Raw genomic sequence first — 14125 nt, forward strand, 5'->3', positions numbered from 1 at the left:
TGCGGGCCGCGCCGACGACTGTGACCGCCCGCCCCGGCCGGGGCCCGCGGCCCCTCCCCGCCCTCGCACCGACGCGCTTCGCGCCGCCCGATTTCCCCAGGAGAGTCCACCGCATGGCCGGTCCTGCGTTCCGTGCCGCCGCCGTCCGGGTCCGGGTTCCCGCGACCAGCGCCAACCTCGGCCCCGGCTTCGACGCCTTCGGACTCGCCCTGGGTCTGTACGACGACGTGGTCGTCCGGGTCGCCGACTCCGGGCTCTCCGTCGACATCGCCGGTGAGGGTGCCGACACGCTGGCCCGCGACGAGCGCCACCTGGTGGTCCGCTCGATGCGGGCCGCCTTCGACCGTCTCGGCGGCCAGCCGCGCGGCCTCGAGGTCGTCTGTGCCAACCGGATACCGCACGGCCGCGGCCTGGGCTCCTCGTCCGCCGCGATCTGCGCCGGCATCGTGGCCGCCCGCGCCGTCACCATCGGCGGCCCGTCCGCGCTGGACGACGACGCGCTGCTGGCCCTCGCCTCCGAGCTGGAGGGGCACCCGGACAACGTCGCGGCCTGCCTGCGCGGCAACTTCACGGTGGCCTGGACCGACGAGGAGTCGGCCAAGGCCGTCACCCTGGAGCCGTCCGCGCAGGTCGTCCCGGTGGTGTTCATCCCGGCCACCGAGGTGCTCACCGAGACCGCCCGGGGCCTGCTGCCCAGGACCGTCCCGCTGGCCGACGCCGCCGTCAACGCGGGCCGCGCCGCGCTGCTGGTGGAGGCCCTGACCCGGCGGCCCGAGCTGCTGCTCGCCGCCACCGAGGACCGGCTGCACCAGGACTACCGTGCCTCGGCGATGCCGGACAGTGCCGCGCTGGTGGGGGCGTTGCGCGCGGAGGGCATCCCCGCGGTGATCTCCGGGGCCGGCCCGACCGTGCTGGCGCTCACCGACGAGGCGGGTGCCGAGAAGGTGCTGGCCTTCGCCGACGACCACGGTCACGGCGGCCCGGTGTTCGCCGCGCACCGGCTGGAGCTCGACCGGGCCGGGGCCTCGGTGCTCCCGCTCGACGTCTGAGCACCAGGTCGGAGCGGTACGCGGAGCAGTACGACGGGCCCGCCGAGCAGGGCATCGAGCACGTCGGCAGGACATCGAGCGGGACGTCTGGCAGCCCGGACCGGCGCAGGCCGGAGCCGGGTTGTCCGGACACGATTGGCAAGCGCAAGGCTGGGGAATGTCTGAGGGGGTCGGTAGTGTTAACCTCATTGCTGCACCAGGTGCCCTCCGGGGCTCGGTGCGCCGCGTCCCGATCCCAGCGCTCCGCTCGCGCGGAGCCCCGGCGATGCACGGGGCGACGATTCTCCGGGAGCCCACCGCAGCGCGTACGCAGCCTGCCTGCGCGACTTGCGGCCGCATCCCGAAGCCGTGACGGCACCTGACTCCCACCCGCAGCCTCCACCTGAGGCCAGAACGGGCGGAGCACGGGCCACCGTCACGCGACGGGGCCCGGGATTCGCAGGCAGCGTGGGGGTACACCCCCTACCGAAGCTGGGGTGGGGGTACCTCCCGGCCGAAGGCTGGGGGGAAGGGTCGGCACGCGACCGTCCCATCGCGCCACTCAGCACCACCGTGCTTCACGCACCGCACCTCGCAGCCCTCTCCCGACTGGCGACCGCCATTCGGGGGATCACCGCCTCGGACCGACGCAGTCGAGCGTTGGTCAGGACAGCACAACCGGTCGCCGAGCCAGACAGGCCGACGTCCGCTCCAGGGAAGGACCCTTAGTGAGCGACACCACCGATCTGATGGGCGCGCGCCCGGACGCCGAGGCGTCGGACGCAGCCGCCGCCCCCGCGGCCCCGGCCCGGCGCCGTCGTACCGCTGCCGCGGGCCTGGACGGCCTCGTCCTGGCCGAGCTGCAGAAGCTCGCCTCGACGCTGGGGATCAGCGGCACGGGACGCCTGCGCAAGAGCCAGCTGATCGAGGCCATCAAGGAGAAGAGCGGCGGGGACCCGCTGCTCGCCGCCGGCGGCGCCACCACGGCCGCCCCGGCCACCAAGCGCGCCGCCGCCAAGGCGGACGCGGCGGAGCCGGCCGAGAAGCCCGCCCGCCGCACCAAGGCCGCGCAGGCCGAGGCCCCGGCCGCCGCAGAGGCGCAGGCCCAGATCGACATCCCGGTCCAGGCCGCCGCCGAGACCGCCGCGCCTGCCCGTACCGAGCGCACCCGCCGCCGGGCCACCTCGGCCGCCGGCGCCCCGACCGCCGAGGCCGCCGCCGAGGCGCCCGCCGCGGTCGCCACCGAGGCCAAGCAGGCCGAGGCCCGCCCGGCCGAGACCCGCGCCTTCGAGGGCCGCGAGGAGGGTCGTACCGAGACCCGCCGCGACCGCCGGGACCGTCGCGACCGCCGCGAGGGCGGCGAGCGCGAGGGCCGCCAGGAGGCCGGCGAGGCCCAGGACGGCGAGAGCCGCGAGTCGCGCCGCGACCGCCGCAACCGCCGGGACCGCACCGACCGCCCCGAGCGTGCCGACCGCCAGGGCGGCCAGCAGCAGGGCGGCCAGGGCGAGGGCCAGCAGAACCGCCAGAGCGGCCAGCAGGCCCAGCCGCAGGCGCAGCAGCAGGGCGGTTACGACGACGACGAGTTCGGCGACGGCCGCCGCGGCCGCCGCGGCCGCTACCGCGACCGCCGGGGCCGTGGGCGCCGCGAGGGCTTCGAGGCGGGCGTCGCCGAGCCGCAGGTCGGCGAGGACGACGTGCTGATCCCGGTCGCGGGCATCCTCGACATCCTCGACAACTACGCGTTCGTGCGCACCTCCGGCTACCTGCCGGGCCAGAACGACGTCTACGTCTCGCTCGCCCAGGTCCGCAAGAACGGCCTGCGCAAGGGTGACGCCATCACCGGTGCGGTCCGCCAGCCGCGTGACGGCGAGCGCCGCGAGAAGTTCAACGCCATGGTGCGGCTGGACTCGGTCAACGGCATGGACCCGGAGAGCGGCCGCGGCCGCCCCGAGTTCAACAAGCTGACCCCGCTCTACCCGCAGGAGCGGCTCCGCCTGGAGACCGACCCGGGCGTGCTGACCACCCGGATCATCGACCTGGTGTCGCCGATCGGCAAGGGCCAGCGCGGTCTGATCGTCGCGCCGCCGAAGACCGGTAAGACGATGGTGCTGCAGGCGGTCGCCAACGCGATCACCCACAACAACCCCGAGTGCCACCTAATGGTCGTCCTGGTCGACGAGCGTCCGGAGGAGGTCACCGACATGCAGCGGTCGGTGAAGGGCGAGGTCATCTCCTCGACCTTCGACCGGCCGGCGGAGGACCACACCACCGTCGCGGAGCTGGCCATCGAGCGCGCCAAGCGCCTGGTGGAGCTGGGCCACGACGTGGTGATCCTGCTGGACTCGATCACCCGCCTCGGCCGCGCCTACAACCTGGCGGCGCCGGCCTCCGGCCGCATCCTGTCCGGTGGTGTCGACTCGACCGCGCTGTACCCGCCGAAGAAGTTCTTCGGTGCCGCGCGCAACATCGAGAACGGCGGCTCGCTGACCATCCTGGCCACCGCGCTGGTCGAGACCGGCTCGCGCATGGACGAGGTGATCTTCGAGGAGTTCAAGGGCACCGGCAACATGGAGCTCAAGCTCGACCGGAAGCTCTCGGACAAGCGCATCTTCCCGGCCGTCGACGTCGACGCCTCCAGCACCCGCAAGGAGGAGATCCTGCTGGGCAGCGAGGAGTTGGCCATCGTCTGGAAGCTCCGCCGGGTGCTGCACGCGCTCGACTCGCAGCAGGCGATCGAGCTGCTGCTGGACAAGATGAAGCAGACCAAGTCCAACGCCGAGTTCCTGATGCAGATCGCCAAGACGACCCCCGGGTCCGGCGACTGACCGTAGACGGGTAACTCACCAGCACAGAACCCCGGTTCGCGCGAGCGGACCGGGGTTCTGCGCGTTGTTCCAGAGTTGGGACAGATTGATCCCTTTCGATCATGTTGTCCGATTTACTCTGGAACGTATGGCCGAGCACAAGAGGGTTCCGAGCCGCCGCCGCAAGGTCCTGCGCGTGGCCGCCTGCGGGTTCGCCGCGCTCGTCGTCCTCGGGGCCGGGGCGGCCGGCTACGCGTACTTCAAGCTCAACGGCAACATCAAGAGCGTCGACATCAATGCGCGGCTGGGCACCGCCCGCCCGCCGTCCGCCACCGACGGCTCGTTCAACATCCTGGTGCTGGGCTCGGATTCGCGGGCCGGCGGGAACGGCGCGCTGGCCGGCGGCGACACCGGCGACACCGCCCGTTCGGACACCGCGATGGTGGTGCACGTCGACCAGGACCACTCGCGGGCCGAGGTGGTCTCGATACCCCGCGACACCCTGGTCACCCGGCCCGACTGCACCGACAGGAGCGGCAGGAGCGTCCCCGGGGCCAAGCGCGCGATGTACAACAGCGCGTACGAGACCGGTGGTGCCGCGTGTGCGGTCAAGACCACCGAGGCGCTCACCGGGCTGCGGATGGACCACTACGTGGAGATCGACTTCGCCGGCTTCGCCCGGCTCGTGGACGCGATGGGCGGGGTCACGGTGAGCACCACGGTGCCCATCCACGACCAGGACAGCGGGCTGGACCTGGCGGCCGGCGAGCACCACCTCGACGGCAGGCAGGCCCTGGCCTTCGTCCGTACCCGGCACGGCGTCGGCGACGGCAGCGACCTCGGCCGGATCGAGCTGCAGAAGCAGATGGTGAGGTCGCTGCTCCAGCAGGCCGGCGGGATGGGGCTCTTCTCCAACCCGGTCAAGCTCTGGTCGGTCGGCGACACCCTGACCAGCTCCATCACCACCGACTCGGCGCTGGCCTCGGTGAACTCCCTGGTGGGCCTGGCCGAGGAGCTCAAGGGGATCGGCCCGGACCAGCTGTCGATGGTGACCCTGCCGGTCGTGACGGCCCCCGGCGACCCCAACCGGGTGGTCGCGCAGCAGCCGCAGGCGGACCAGCTCTGGGCGGCCCTGAAGGCCGACCAGGCGCTCCCGCAGGGCGTCGTGGCGGCCCAGCCCTCGAACCCCGCCCAGGCCACCCCCACGGCCCCCTCGAAGGCCCCCTCGAAGGCCCCGGCGACGGGCGGCCCGGCGAACGCGAAGCCCTCACCGAGGGCGACCGCGGCCCGCTGAGCCCGGCCCGGAATATCCCGGATCGCCACCCGGTTTGGGAAGAAGCGGCCGGTCCTGGCAGACTGGTCCGTCGGTCCCGGTTCACGTGCGGCGTCCCAGCCGCCGACCCGGTGCCCTCCCGAACACTAGGAGAACCCCTTGAAGTCCAACGTTCACCCCGAGTACGTGGTCACCCGTGTGACCTGCACCTGCGGCAACGAGTTCACCACCCGCTCGACCGAGACCAGCGGCGAGATCCGCGCCGAGGTCTGCTCGCAGTGCCACCCGTTCTACACCGGCAAGCAGAAGATCCTCGACACCGGTGGCCGCGTCGCCCGCTTCGAGGCCCGCTTCGGCAAGCAGCACAGCGCGAAGGCCTAGCGCTCCCTCGGCGCCGGTTTCCGGTGCCCCCGTACTCGTTCCGGGGGCGCTGGGGACCGGCGCCGTTCGCGTCCCCCGGCGCCCGAGCGCCCCGCGACCCCCATCACCGCAACCCACGGGAAGAAGGCCACCCATGTTCGAGGCAGTCGAAGAGCTCCTCGTCGAGCACGCCGACCTCGAAACGAGGCTGGCCGACCCGTCCGTCCACGCCGACCAGGCCAACGCCCGGAAGCTGGCCAAGCGGTACGCCGAGCTGACCCCGATCACCCGGGTCTACCGGGCGTGGAAGCAGGCCGGCGAGGACATCGAGGCCGCGCGCGAACTCGCCGCCGAGGAGCCGGAGTTCCTCGCCGAGGTGAAGGACTCCGAGGCCCGCCGCGAGGAGCTGACGGAGGAGCTGCGGCTGCTGCTCGTCCCGCGCGACCCGAGCGACGAGAAGGACGTCATCCTGGAGATCAAGGCGGGCGAGGGTGGCGAGGAGTCCGCGCTGTTCGCCGGCGACCTGCTCCGGATGTACCTGCGCTTCGCCGAGCGGATCGGCTGGAAGACCGAGATCATCGACTCCAACGAGTCCGACCTCGGCGGCTACAAGGACGTCTCGGTGGCCGTCAAGACCAAGGGCGCCCGGACGAACCCCGATGGCTCGCCCGCCCAGGGCGTCTGGGCCCGGCTGAAGTACGAGGGCGGCGTGCACCGCGTGCAGCGCGTCCCCGCCACCGAGTCGCAGGGCCGCATCCACACCTCCGCGGCCGGCGTGCTGGTCACCCCCGAGGCGGAGGAGGTCGAGGTAGAGATCGTCGCCAACGACCTGCGGATCGACGTCTACCGCTCGTCCGGCCCCGGCGGCCAGTCGGTCAACACCACCGACTCGGCGGTCCGGATCACCCACCTTCCGACCGGTATCGTGGCGTCCTGCCAGAACGAGAAGAGCCAGCTGCAGAACAAGGAGCAGGCGATGCGCATCCTGCGTTCGCGGCTGCTGGCCGCCGCGCAGGAGGAGGCCGAGCGGGAGGCCTCGGACGCACGCCGCAGCCAGGTCCGCACCGTGGACCGCTCCGAGCGGATCCGCACGTACAACTACCCCGAGAACCGCATCTCGGACCACCGCACGGGCTTCAAGTCGTACAACCTGGACCAGGTCCTGGACGGCGACCTGAACGCGGTGATCCAGTCCTGCGTGGACGCGGACGCGGCCGCAAAGCTCGCGGCGGCACAGCAGAACTGAGACCGGCGTCCGGGCCCCGGACGCACCAGAGAAGCCGCAGCGCAGAAACAAGAGGTCGTACGTGAACCTGCTGCTCGCCGAGGTGGCCCAGGCCACCCAGCGGTTGGCCGCGGCCGGTGTGCCGTCGCCGCGCTTCGACGCGGAGGAGCTCGCCGCACACGTCCACAACGTCAAGCGCAGCCAGCTGCACACGGTCAAGGACGCCGACTTCGACGCCCGCTACTGGGAGGCCGTCTCCCGCCGCGAGGCGCGCGAGCCGCTCCAGCACATCACCGGCCGGGCGTTCTTCCGCTACCTGGAGCTGGAGGTCGGCCCCGGGGTCTTCGTGCCCCGCCCGGAGACCGAGACGGTCGTCGAATGGGCCATAGACGCCGTCCGCGACATGGACGTCGCCGAGCCGCTGGTGGTCGACCTCTGCTCCGGCTCCGGCGCCATCGCGCTGGCCCTCGCCCAGGAGCTGCCGCGCTCCACCGTGCACGCCTTCGAGCTGGACGAGGGCGCGCTGCGGTACACCCGGCGCAACATCGAGGCCAGCTCCGACCGGGCCCGGGTCACCCTGCACGCCGGCGACGCCACCAAGGCCTTCGCCGACGACCGCTCCTGGGACGGCCGCTTCGACCTGGTCATCTCCAACCCGCCGTACATCCCGCTCACCGAGTGGGAGTACGTCGCTCCGGAGGCCCGCGACCACGACCCGCAGATGTCGCTGTTCTCCGGCGAGGACGGGCTGGACACCATCCGCGGCATCGAGCGCGTCGCCGCCCGCCTGCTGCGCCCGGGCGGCGCCGTGGTGATCGAGCACGCCGACACCCAGGGCGGCCAGGTGCCGTGGATCTTCAACGAGGAAGGCGGCTGGACGGACACCGCCGACCACCGCGACCTGAACAACCGGCCGCGTTTCACAACAGCCCGAAGGGTCTCGTTGTGACCACTGAACACAGCACGACTGCCCGGAAGGGCCTCGTTGTGACCATTCAGCGCAGCACCACCGCCCGCGGGGCGTCGCTGTGAACGCGCCCGCCCACGTGATGAGCCATCTCGGAAGGGGACCGCACCGATGAGCCGCCGCTACGACTGTGCCGACGCCGGGGACCGCGCCACCGGTCTGCGCGAGGCCGCCTCGGCCATCCGCCGGGGCGAACTCGTCGTGCTCCCCACCGACACCCTGTACGGGGTCGGTGCGGACGCCTTCTCGCCGGAGGCCGTCGCCGCCCTGCTGGCCGCCAAGGGCCGCGGCCGCAACATGCCCTCGCCGGTCCTGGTCGGCTCGCCGACCACCCTGCACGGCCTGGTCACCGACTTCTCCGAGCAGGCCTGGGAGCTCGTCGACGCGTTCTGGCCCGGCGGCCTCACCCTGGTCGCCCGGCACCAGCCGTCGCTGCGCTGGGACCTCGGCGAGACCCGGGGCACCGTCGCCGTCCGGATGCCGCTGCACCCGGTCGCGATCGAGCTGCTGAACGCCACCGGCCCGCTCGCCGTCTCCAGCGCCAACAAGACCGGCGGCCCGTCGCCGTCCACCTGCGACGAGGCCGAGCAGCAGCTCGGCGACGCCATCTCGGTCTACCTGGACGGCGGCACGGCCGACCACGCCACCGCGTCCTCCATCGTCGACGTCACGGGCAAGGTCCCGGTCCTGCTGCGGGCCGGCGCGATCAGCGCCGAGCAGCTGAGGGAGGTCGTCCCCGACCTGGAGGCCGGCAGTTGACGGCCGCCTCCCTCCATGCCGGGCCCGGCATATCGCCGTACCTGAGCGTGGGCCCCAGGCCGTTGGACCACTTCAGGATCCTCTTCGTCTGCACCGGGAACATCTGCCGCTCGCCGATCGCCGAGCGGCTCACCCGGCGTGAGCTGGACACCCGGCTCAGCCCCCGGGTCGCCGGGCGCATCCTCGTGGAGAGCGCCGGCACCTGGGGCCATGTGGGTGCGCCGATGGAGGAGCACGCCGCCACGGTGCTGGACGAGTACGGCGCCGACAGCGGCGGCTTCGCCGGGCGCGAGCTGCTGGACGAGCACGTGGTCGAGGCCGACCTGGTGCTCACCGCCACCCTGGACCACCGCGCCCAGGTGATCTCGATGGGCCACGAGGCCGGGCTGCGGACCTTCACCCTGAAGGAGTTCACCCGCCTCGTCCGGACGATAGACCCGGGCACCCTGCCCGACCCGCGTCGCGGCGCCGACGTCACCGAGCGTGCCCGCGCCCTGGTCCGGGCCGCCGCGGCGCTGCGCGGCTGGCTGCTCGCCGCCAGCCCGGAGTCGGACGAGGTGCACGACCCGTACGGCGCGCCGATCGGCATGTTCCGCAACTGCGGCGAGGAGATATTCCACGCGGTGGACCCGGTGGTCACCGCGCTCACCGGCGTCCCCGCCCGCCGCCCGGTCTGATCGACGGCACCGGCGCGCCCTCCTGCCGCTGTGCCTGATGGGCGGCTCCGGGCGCTGGTCCCGGTGCCGACGGTCGTCGCTCGGATGCCCCTCGTGCCTCGGGTCTCCTCGTTCCTCGCTTTCGGCACCGGCGCGCCCTCCTGCCGCTGTGCCTGATGGGCGGCTCCGGGCGCTGGTCCCGGTGCCGACGGTCGTCGCTCGGATGCCCCTCGTGCCTCGGGTCTCCTCGTTCCTCGCTTTCGGCACCGGCGCGCCCTCCTGCCGCCCGGCCGGGTGCACCGGCCCCGCGTCGGCAGGACGGCCGCGATCCCCGGACCTACGCTGGAGAAATCCACCCGATGCGCCCCGGGAGCTCCGCCATGACCGTCACCGATGCCGCGACCGGAACCTCCGAGACGACGGGGCGGCGGTGGGCGTCCGAGGCGCTGCGCCGTGCCGACCCGCAGCTGGCCGACCTGCTGGCCGCCGAGGCCGAGCGGCGGGCCGAGAGCGTCCAGCTGCTGGCGGGGGAGAACCTCACCAGCCCCGCCGTGCTGGCCGCCCTCACCGGCCCGCTGATCGACAAGTACGCCGAGGGCTACCCCGGCCGGCGCCACCACACGGGCTGCACGCTGGCGGACGCCGCCGAGCTGCTGGCGATCGACCGGGCCCGCGGACTCTTCGCCGCCCCGCACGCCAACGTCCAGCCCCGGTCGGCCACTTCGGCGATGCTGGCGACGTACGCGGCACTGCTGCGGCCGGGTGACGTGGTGCTGGCGATGTCGCTGGAGCACGGCGGCCACCTCAGCTGCGGCTCGCGCGCCAACTTCTCCGGCCGCTGGTTCGACTTCGTCGGCTACGGGGTGCGCCGGGAGGACGGTCTGATCGACCTCGACGAGGTCCGTGAGCTCGCGCGCAAGCACCGCCCGAAGGCCATCGTGGCCGGCTCCATCTCCTACCCGCGGCACCCGGACTGGGCCGCCTTCCGGGAGATCGCCGACGAGGTGGACGCCTATCTGATCGCCTCCGCCGCGCAGACCACCGGCCTGGTCGCGGCGGGTGTGGCGCCCTCCCCGGTGCCGTACGCGGACGTCACCGTGGCCGCCACCCACAAGCTGCTCCGCGGTCCGCGCGGCGGCCTGCTGCTCTCCACCGCCGCTCTGGCCGAGCGGATCGACCGGGCGGTCTTCCCGTTCAGCCAGGGCGGCGCGGCGATGAACGAGGTGGCCGGCAAGGCCGTCGCGTTCGCCGAGGCGGCCACCCCCGGGTACCGCGCGTACGCCCACCGCACCGTCGCGGGGGCGCGCGTCCTGGCCGCGGGGCTCGCGGCGGCCGGAATGCGCCCACTGACCGGCGGCACCGACACCCACCTGGTCACCGCCGACGTCGGCCCGCTCGGGGTCAGCGGCGCCGAGGCCGAGCGCCGCTGCGCCGTCGCCGGACTGATGCTCGGCAAGTGCGCCCTGCCGTACGACCCGGCGCCGCCCGCCGAGGCGTCCGGGATCCGGCTCGGTACCGGGACCGTCACCACGCAGGGCATGGGCGAGGCGGAGCTGGCCGAGATCGCCGGCCTGATCGGACGGCTGCTCTCCGAGGGCACGGACGTACGGATCGGTGCCCGGGTCCGGGAGCTCGCGGGGGCCTTCGCCGACCGCCGGTGAGCGGGTATCGCGGTCACCTACCCGGTAGGGCGAACCGCGATGCACGTCCCGGGCGTCCGACTCAATAAGGTGTGTGCCGTGGCGACGCACCTCGATACCCGGACAGGCACGGGAGTACCTTCGGTACCGACCCGTCGGACAGTGACGCAGGAGGCCAGTGGTGCGTGAGTATCTGCTGGTGCTGTTCTGCACCGCGGCCGTCACCTACCTGCTGACCGGCCCGGTCCGGAAGTTCGCGATCGCGGCCGGCGCGATGCCGCCGGTCCGCGCCCGTGACGTGCACCGCGAGCCCACGCCGAGGCTGGGCGGCATCGCCATGTTCGGCGGACTCTGCGCGGGCATCCTGGTCGCCTCGCAGCTGGACAACCTCTCCAAGGTCTTCTCCCAGGGCACCGACATCCGCGCGCTGCTCTCCGGCGCCGGGATCATGTGGCTGCTCGGCGTGCTCGACGACAAGTGGGGCGTGGACGCCCTGGTCAAGCTGGGCGGCCAGATGATCGCCGCCGGCGTGATGGTCTGGCAGGGGGTCACCGTGATCACCCTGCCGGTGCCCGGCGTCGGCGCGGTCGCGGTCAGCCCCACCCAGGGCATGGTCATCTCGGTCACCCTGGTCGTCGTCATGGTCAACGCGGTGAACTTCATCGACGGCCTGGACGGCCTGGCCGGCGGCATGGTCTGCATCGCCGCGATGGCCTTCTTCCTGTACTCGTACCGGCTCTGGTACGGCTACACGATCTCGGACGCCGCCCCCGCCGTGCTGTTCAGCGTGCTGCTGATCGGCATGTGCCTGGGCTTCCTGGTGCACAACCTGCACCCGGCCCGGATCTTCATGGGCGACTCCGGCTCGATGATGCTCGGCCTGATGCTGGCCGTCGCCGCGATCTCCATCACCGGCCGCGTCGACCCCGACCTCATCACCAGCGAGACCGGTTCGCAGACCGCCACCGTGCACGCCTTGGTGCCGATCTACATCCCGCTGCTGCTGCCGCTGACCGTCATCGCGCTGCCGCTCGCCGACCTGCTGCTCGCCGTGGTCCGCCGCACCTGGGCCGGGCAGTCGCCGTTCGCCGCCGACAAGCGGCACCTGCACCACCGGCTGCTCCAGGTCGGCCACTCGCACAGCCGGGCCGTCCTGATCATGTACTTCTGGGCCGCGCTGATCGCCTTCGGCACCGTCGCCTTCTCGGTCACCAACACCGGCCGCACGGTCGTGCTGACGCTGGCCGGGCTCTGCCTGGTCGGCCTGGTCGTGCTGCTCACCCCGCGGTTCCGCCCGCGGGCCCCGCGCGCGGTGCAGGGCTTCGTCCCGCCGCGCTACCGGCGCCGCAGCCCGGCCCCCAGTGCCGCGGCGGCCGTCGGGAGCGACGCCGTGCCGCCCGCCCCGACCTCGGCGCCGATGGCCGAGCTGTCCGCCAAGGACAAGGAACTGCTCGGCGAACTGCCCAAGGGCTCGTCCGCCGTCGGCGGCAACGGGAACGGCAACGGTACGAACCGTGGCCGTCAGGTGAACTGACGTATCGTCAAGATGGTTCACCCGCACGGCGGCACTGTTGGGCCATCGGTGTGACAGGTACCACACATTCATGGTAAAGCTCTCATCAAATAGTTTGTGATACCGTTCACGAGTACCGAGAACACGCCGAAAGACCTGACAGGTGGAGGACTTCCGTCCCTGGTCGGTCTCCCTCGATGGGCCCGCCGCGGAGCGGCAAGGCCTGCGGCGATTCCTCGGTCGGTGCCACCCACCACGTTCTGTGCCCGTCCCCCCGCCACATCGACATGCCGCCGGAGCTGCCGACATGCCGTCCAACGACGCGCGGATCCTCCGCGGCGCCGCGATCCCCACTGCGGTCGCCGGAGTCATCGCCATGGTGATCTCCTATGCCGTCGCGGGCGGCAAGGGAGCGCTCGGCGCCCTGTTCGGAACGCTGCTGGTGATGGCCTTCTTCAGCTTCGGCCAGGTCGCACTCGACCGGCTGACCAGGTCGAACCCGCACATCATGATGGCTGCCGGACTCCTGGTCTACACCACTCAGATCCTGCTGGTCGGTATCGTCCTCGCGGTCTTCAAGAACACCGAGCTCTTCAGCCGGCAGGCGTTCGCCTTCACGCTGCTGGGCTGCGCCCTGATCTGGACGGGCTTCCAGGTGCGCGGCGCACTCAAGGCCAAGACCTTCTACGTCGACACCGACGCCTCCGAAAACAAGGCCGACAAGCCTTCCGACTCGGGGCGTCAACAGTGACGAGGCCCGACTGTCCCCCCAACGAGGGGGGCGGTGTTTATGCGGTCCTGACGGGCTGCTATCGTCCGTCGCAACAACGGAGTACGGGAAGCGGCCAGGTCTGTCCGATCGATGGACGGATCGCCCCCCGGACCCGTGCAGTCTTCGATGGTCCCGCTGTGGCGCAGCTACCTGCCGAGCGGGCTCCGCGAGAAACCCATCAAGTTCCAGTGCCGCACCGTGGCCGCAGGCCACGCCGACACACCGAGGTTGCCGTAACCATGCGTCACGACGAAGGAGTCCGTGGTGAGTGCTGATCAGCTCACGTTCCTCGCCTCAGGCAGTTGCCACTTCGGGGACGCTGGCTGCGGCTTCCCGGCCCCGGGCCTGAACGAGTTCCAGTTCGAGCCGATCTTCTCGATCGGCAGCGTCGACTTCAACAAGCCGATGCTGCTGTCGATGATCGTCGCCTTCCTGGTGGTCGTCTTCTTCTGGGCCTCGTTCGCCAAGCCGCGCCTCGTCCCGGGCAAGCTGCAGCTGGTCGGTGAGATCGGCTACGACTTCGTCAAGCGCTCCATCGTGCTGGAGACGATCGGCAAGAAGGGCGAGAAGTACGTCCCGATGCTCGTCTCGATGTTCTTCTTCGTCTGGTTGATGAACATCATGTCGGTCATCCCGTTCGCCCAGTTCCCGGTGACGGCAGCGATCGCGTTCCCGGCCGGCCTCGCGGCCGTCGTCTGGGTCACCTACATGACGCTGACCTTCAAGAAGCACGGCTTCGTCGGCGGTCTGAAGAACCTCTGCTGGCCTTCGGGCATTCCCGGCTGGGTCATGTTCATCCTGGTGCCGATCGAGTTCTTCTCGAACATCTTCGTGCGCCCGTTCACGCTCGCGGTCCGAGCCTTCGCGAACATGTTCGCCGGCCACCTGCTGATCGTGATGTTCTCCATCGCCTCCTGGTACCTGCTCAGCCCGACCCTGGGCGCGCTCTACGGCTCGGCCTCGTTCATCGTCGCCGTCGGCCTGACCGCCTTCGAGCTGCTGGTCCAGTTCCTGCAGGCCTACATCTTCGTGATGCTGGCCAGCAGCTACATCGCCGGTGCCCTCGAAGAGGCGCACTGAGCCAGGGGCCACGGCCCTCCTGAACCACTCCCGGAACGCCCGGTGGCC

At 71.9% G+C, this 14125-nt stretch carries 12 protein-coding genes; all 12 read left to right on the forward strand.

All coding sequences use genetic code 11. The features are described from left to right. The first annotated feature begins 113 nt into the window (after positions 1 to 113). The 12 genes from thrB (at position 114) to atpB (ending at position 14077) form a co-directional block, all read left to right on the forward strand. A complete protein-coding gene (gene thrB / locus ACZ5WK_RS09145) occupies positions 114 to 1049 on the forward strand; it encodes a homoserine kinase (protein ID WP_465546427.1) in 936 nt (311 codons plus the stop codon). Between the two features lie 707 nt (positions 1050 to 1756). Beyond that, positions 1757 to 3853, forward strand: a complete 2097-nt coding sequence (gene rho, locus ACZ5WK_RS09150) for a transcription termination factor Rho (protein ID WP_465546429.1) — start codon at positions 1757 to 1759, stop codon at positions 3851 to 3853. Between the two features lie 127 nt (positions 3854 to 3980). Then, a complete protein-coding gene (locus ACZ5WK_RS09155; RefSeq protein WP_465546431.1) occupies positions 3981 to 5126 on the forward strand; it encodes an LCP family protein in 1146 nt (381 codons plus the stop codon). A gap of 138 nt (positions 5127 to 5264) precedes the next feature. Continuing rightward, positions 5265 to 5486, forward strand: a complete 222-nt coding sequence (gene rpmE, locus ACZ5WK_RS09160) for a 50S ribosomal protein L31 (protein ID WP_238865266.1) — start codon at positions 5265 to 5267, stop codon at positions 5484 to 5486. Between the two features lie 133 nt (positions 5487 to 5619). Next, on the forward strand, positions 5620 to 6711 hold the full coding sequence (gene prfA / locus ACZ5WK_RS09165) for a peptide chain release factor 1 (RefSeq protein ID WP_148642920.1): 1092 nt from the start codon (positions 5620 to 5622) through the stop codon (positions 6709 to 6711). Positions 6712 to 6772: 61 nt separating this feature from the next. Next, a complete protein-coding gene (gene prmC / locus ACZ5WK_RS09170; protein ID WP_465546433.1) occupies positions 6773 to 7639 on the forward strand; it encodes a peptide chain release factor N(5)-glutamine methyltransferase in 867 nt (288 codons plus the stop codon). 129 nt (positions 7640 to 7768) lie between these two features. Beyond that, entirely contained in the window at positions 7769 to 8416 is a 648-nt protein-coding gene (locus ACZ5WK_RS09175; RefSeq protein ID WP_396320833.1) for an L-threonylcarbamoyladenylate synthase, read from the forward strand. A gap of 29 nt (positions 8417 to 8445) precedes the next feature. Further along, positions 8446 to 9093, forward strand: a complete 648-nt coding sequence (locus ACZ5WK_RS09180) for an arsenate reductase/protein-tyrosine-phosphatase family protein (RefSeq protein ID WP_396320960.1) — start codon at positions 8446 to 8448, stop codon at positions 9091 to 9093. 359 nt (positions 9094 to 9452) lie between these two features. Continuing rightward, complete coding sequence (locus ACZ5WK_RS09185; protein WP_465546435.1) at positions 9453 to 10733, forward strand: serine hydroxymethyltransferase; 1281 nt, start codon at positions 9453 to 9455, stop codon at positions 10731 to 10733. Between the two features lie 160 nt (positions 10734 to 10893). Then, positions 10894 to 12246: an MraY family glycosyltransferase gene (locus ACZ5WK_RS09190; RefSeq protein ID WP_465546437.1), complete on the forward strand. Its 1353-nt coding sequence runs from the start codon at positions 10894 to 10896 to the stop codon at positions 12244 to 12246. A gap of 286 nt (positions 12247 to 12532) precedes the next feature. Then, complete coding sequence (locus ACZ5WK_RS09195; RefSeq protein ID WP_465546438.1) at positions 12533 to 12976, forward strand: hypothetical protein; 444 nt, start codon at positions 12533 to 12535, stop codon at positions 12974 to 12976. A 285-nt stretch (positions 12977 to 13261) separates the two neighbouring features. After that, positions 13262 to 14077 carry a F0F1 ATP synthase subunit A gene (gene atpB / locus ACZ5WK_RS09200; protein ID WP_396320837.1) on the forward strand — a complete coding sequence of 272 codons (816 nt, stop codon included), beginning with the start codon at positions 13262 to 13264 and terminating at the stop codon, positions 14075 to 14077. The last annotated feature ends 48 nt before the right edge of the window (positions 14078 to 14125 follow it).

The organism is Kitasatospora sp. NPDC032757 (assembly GCF_055579305.1).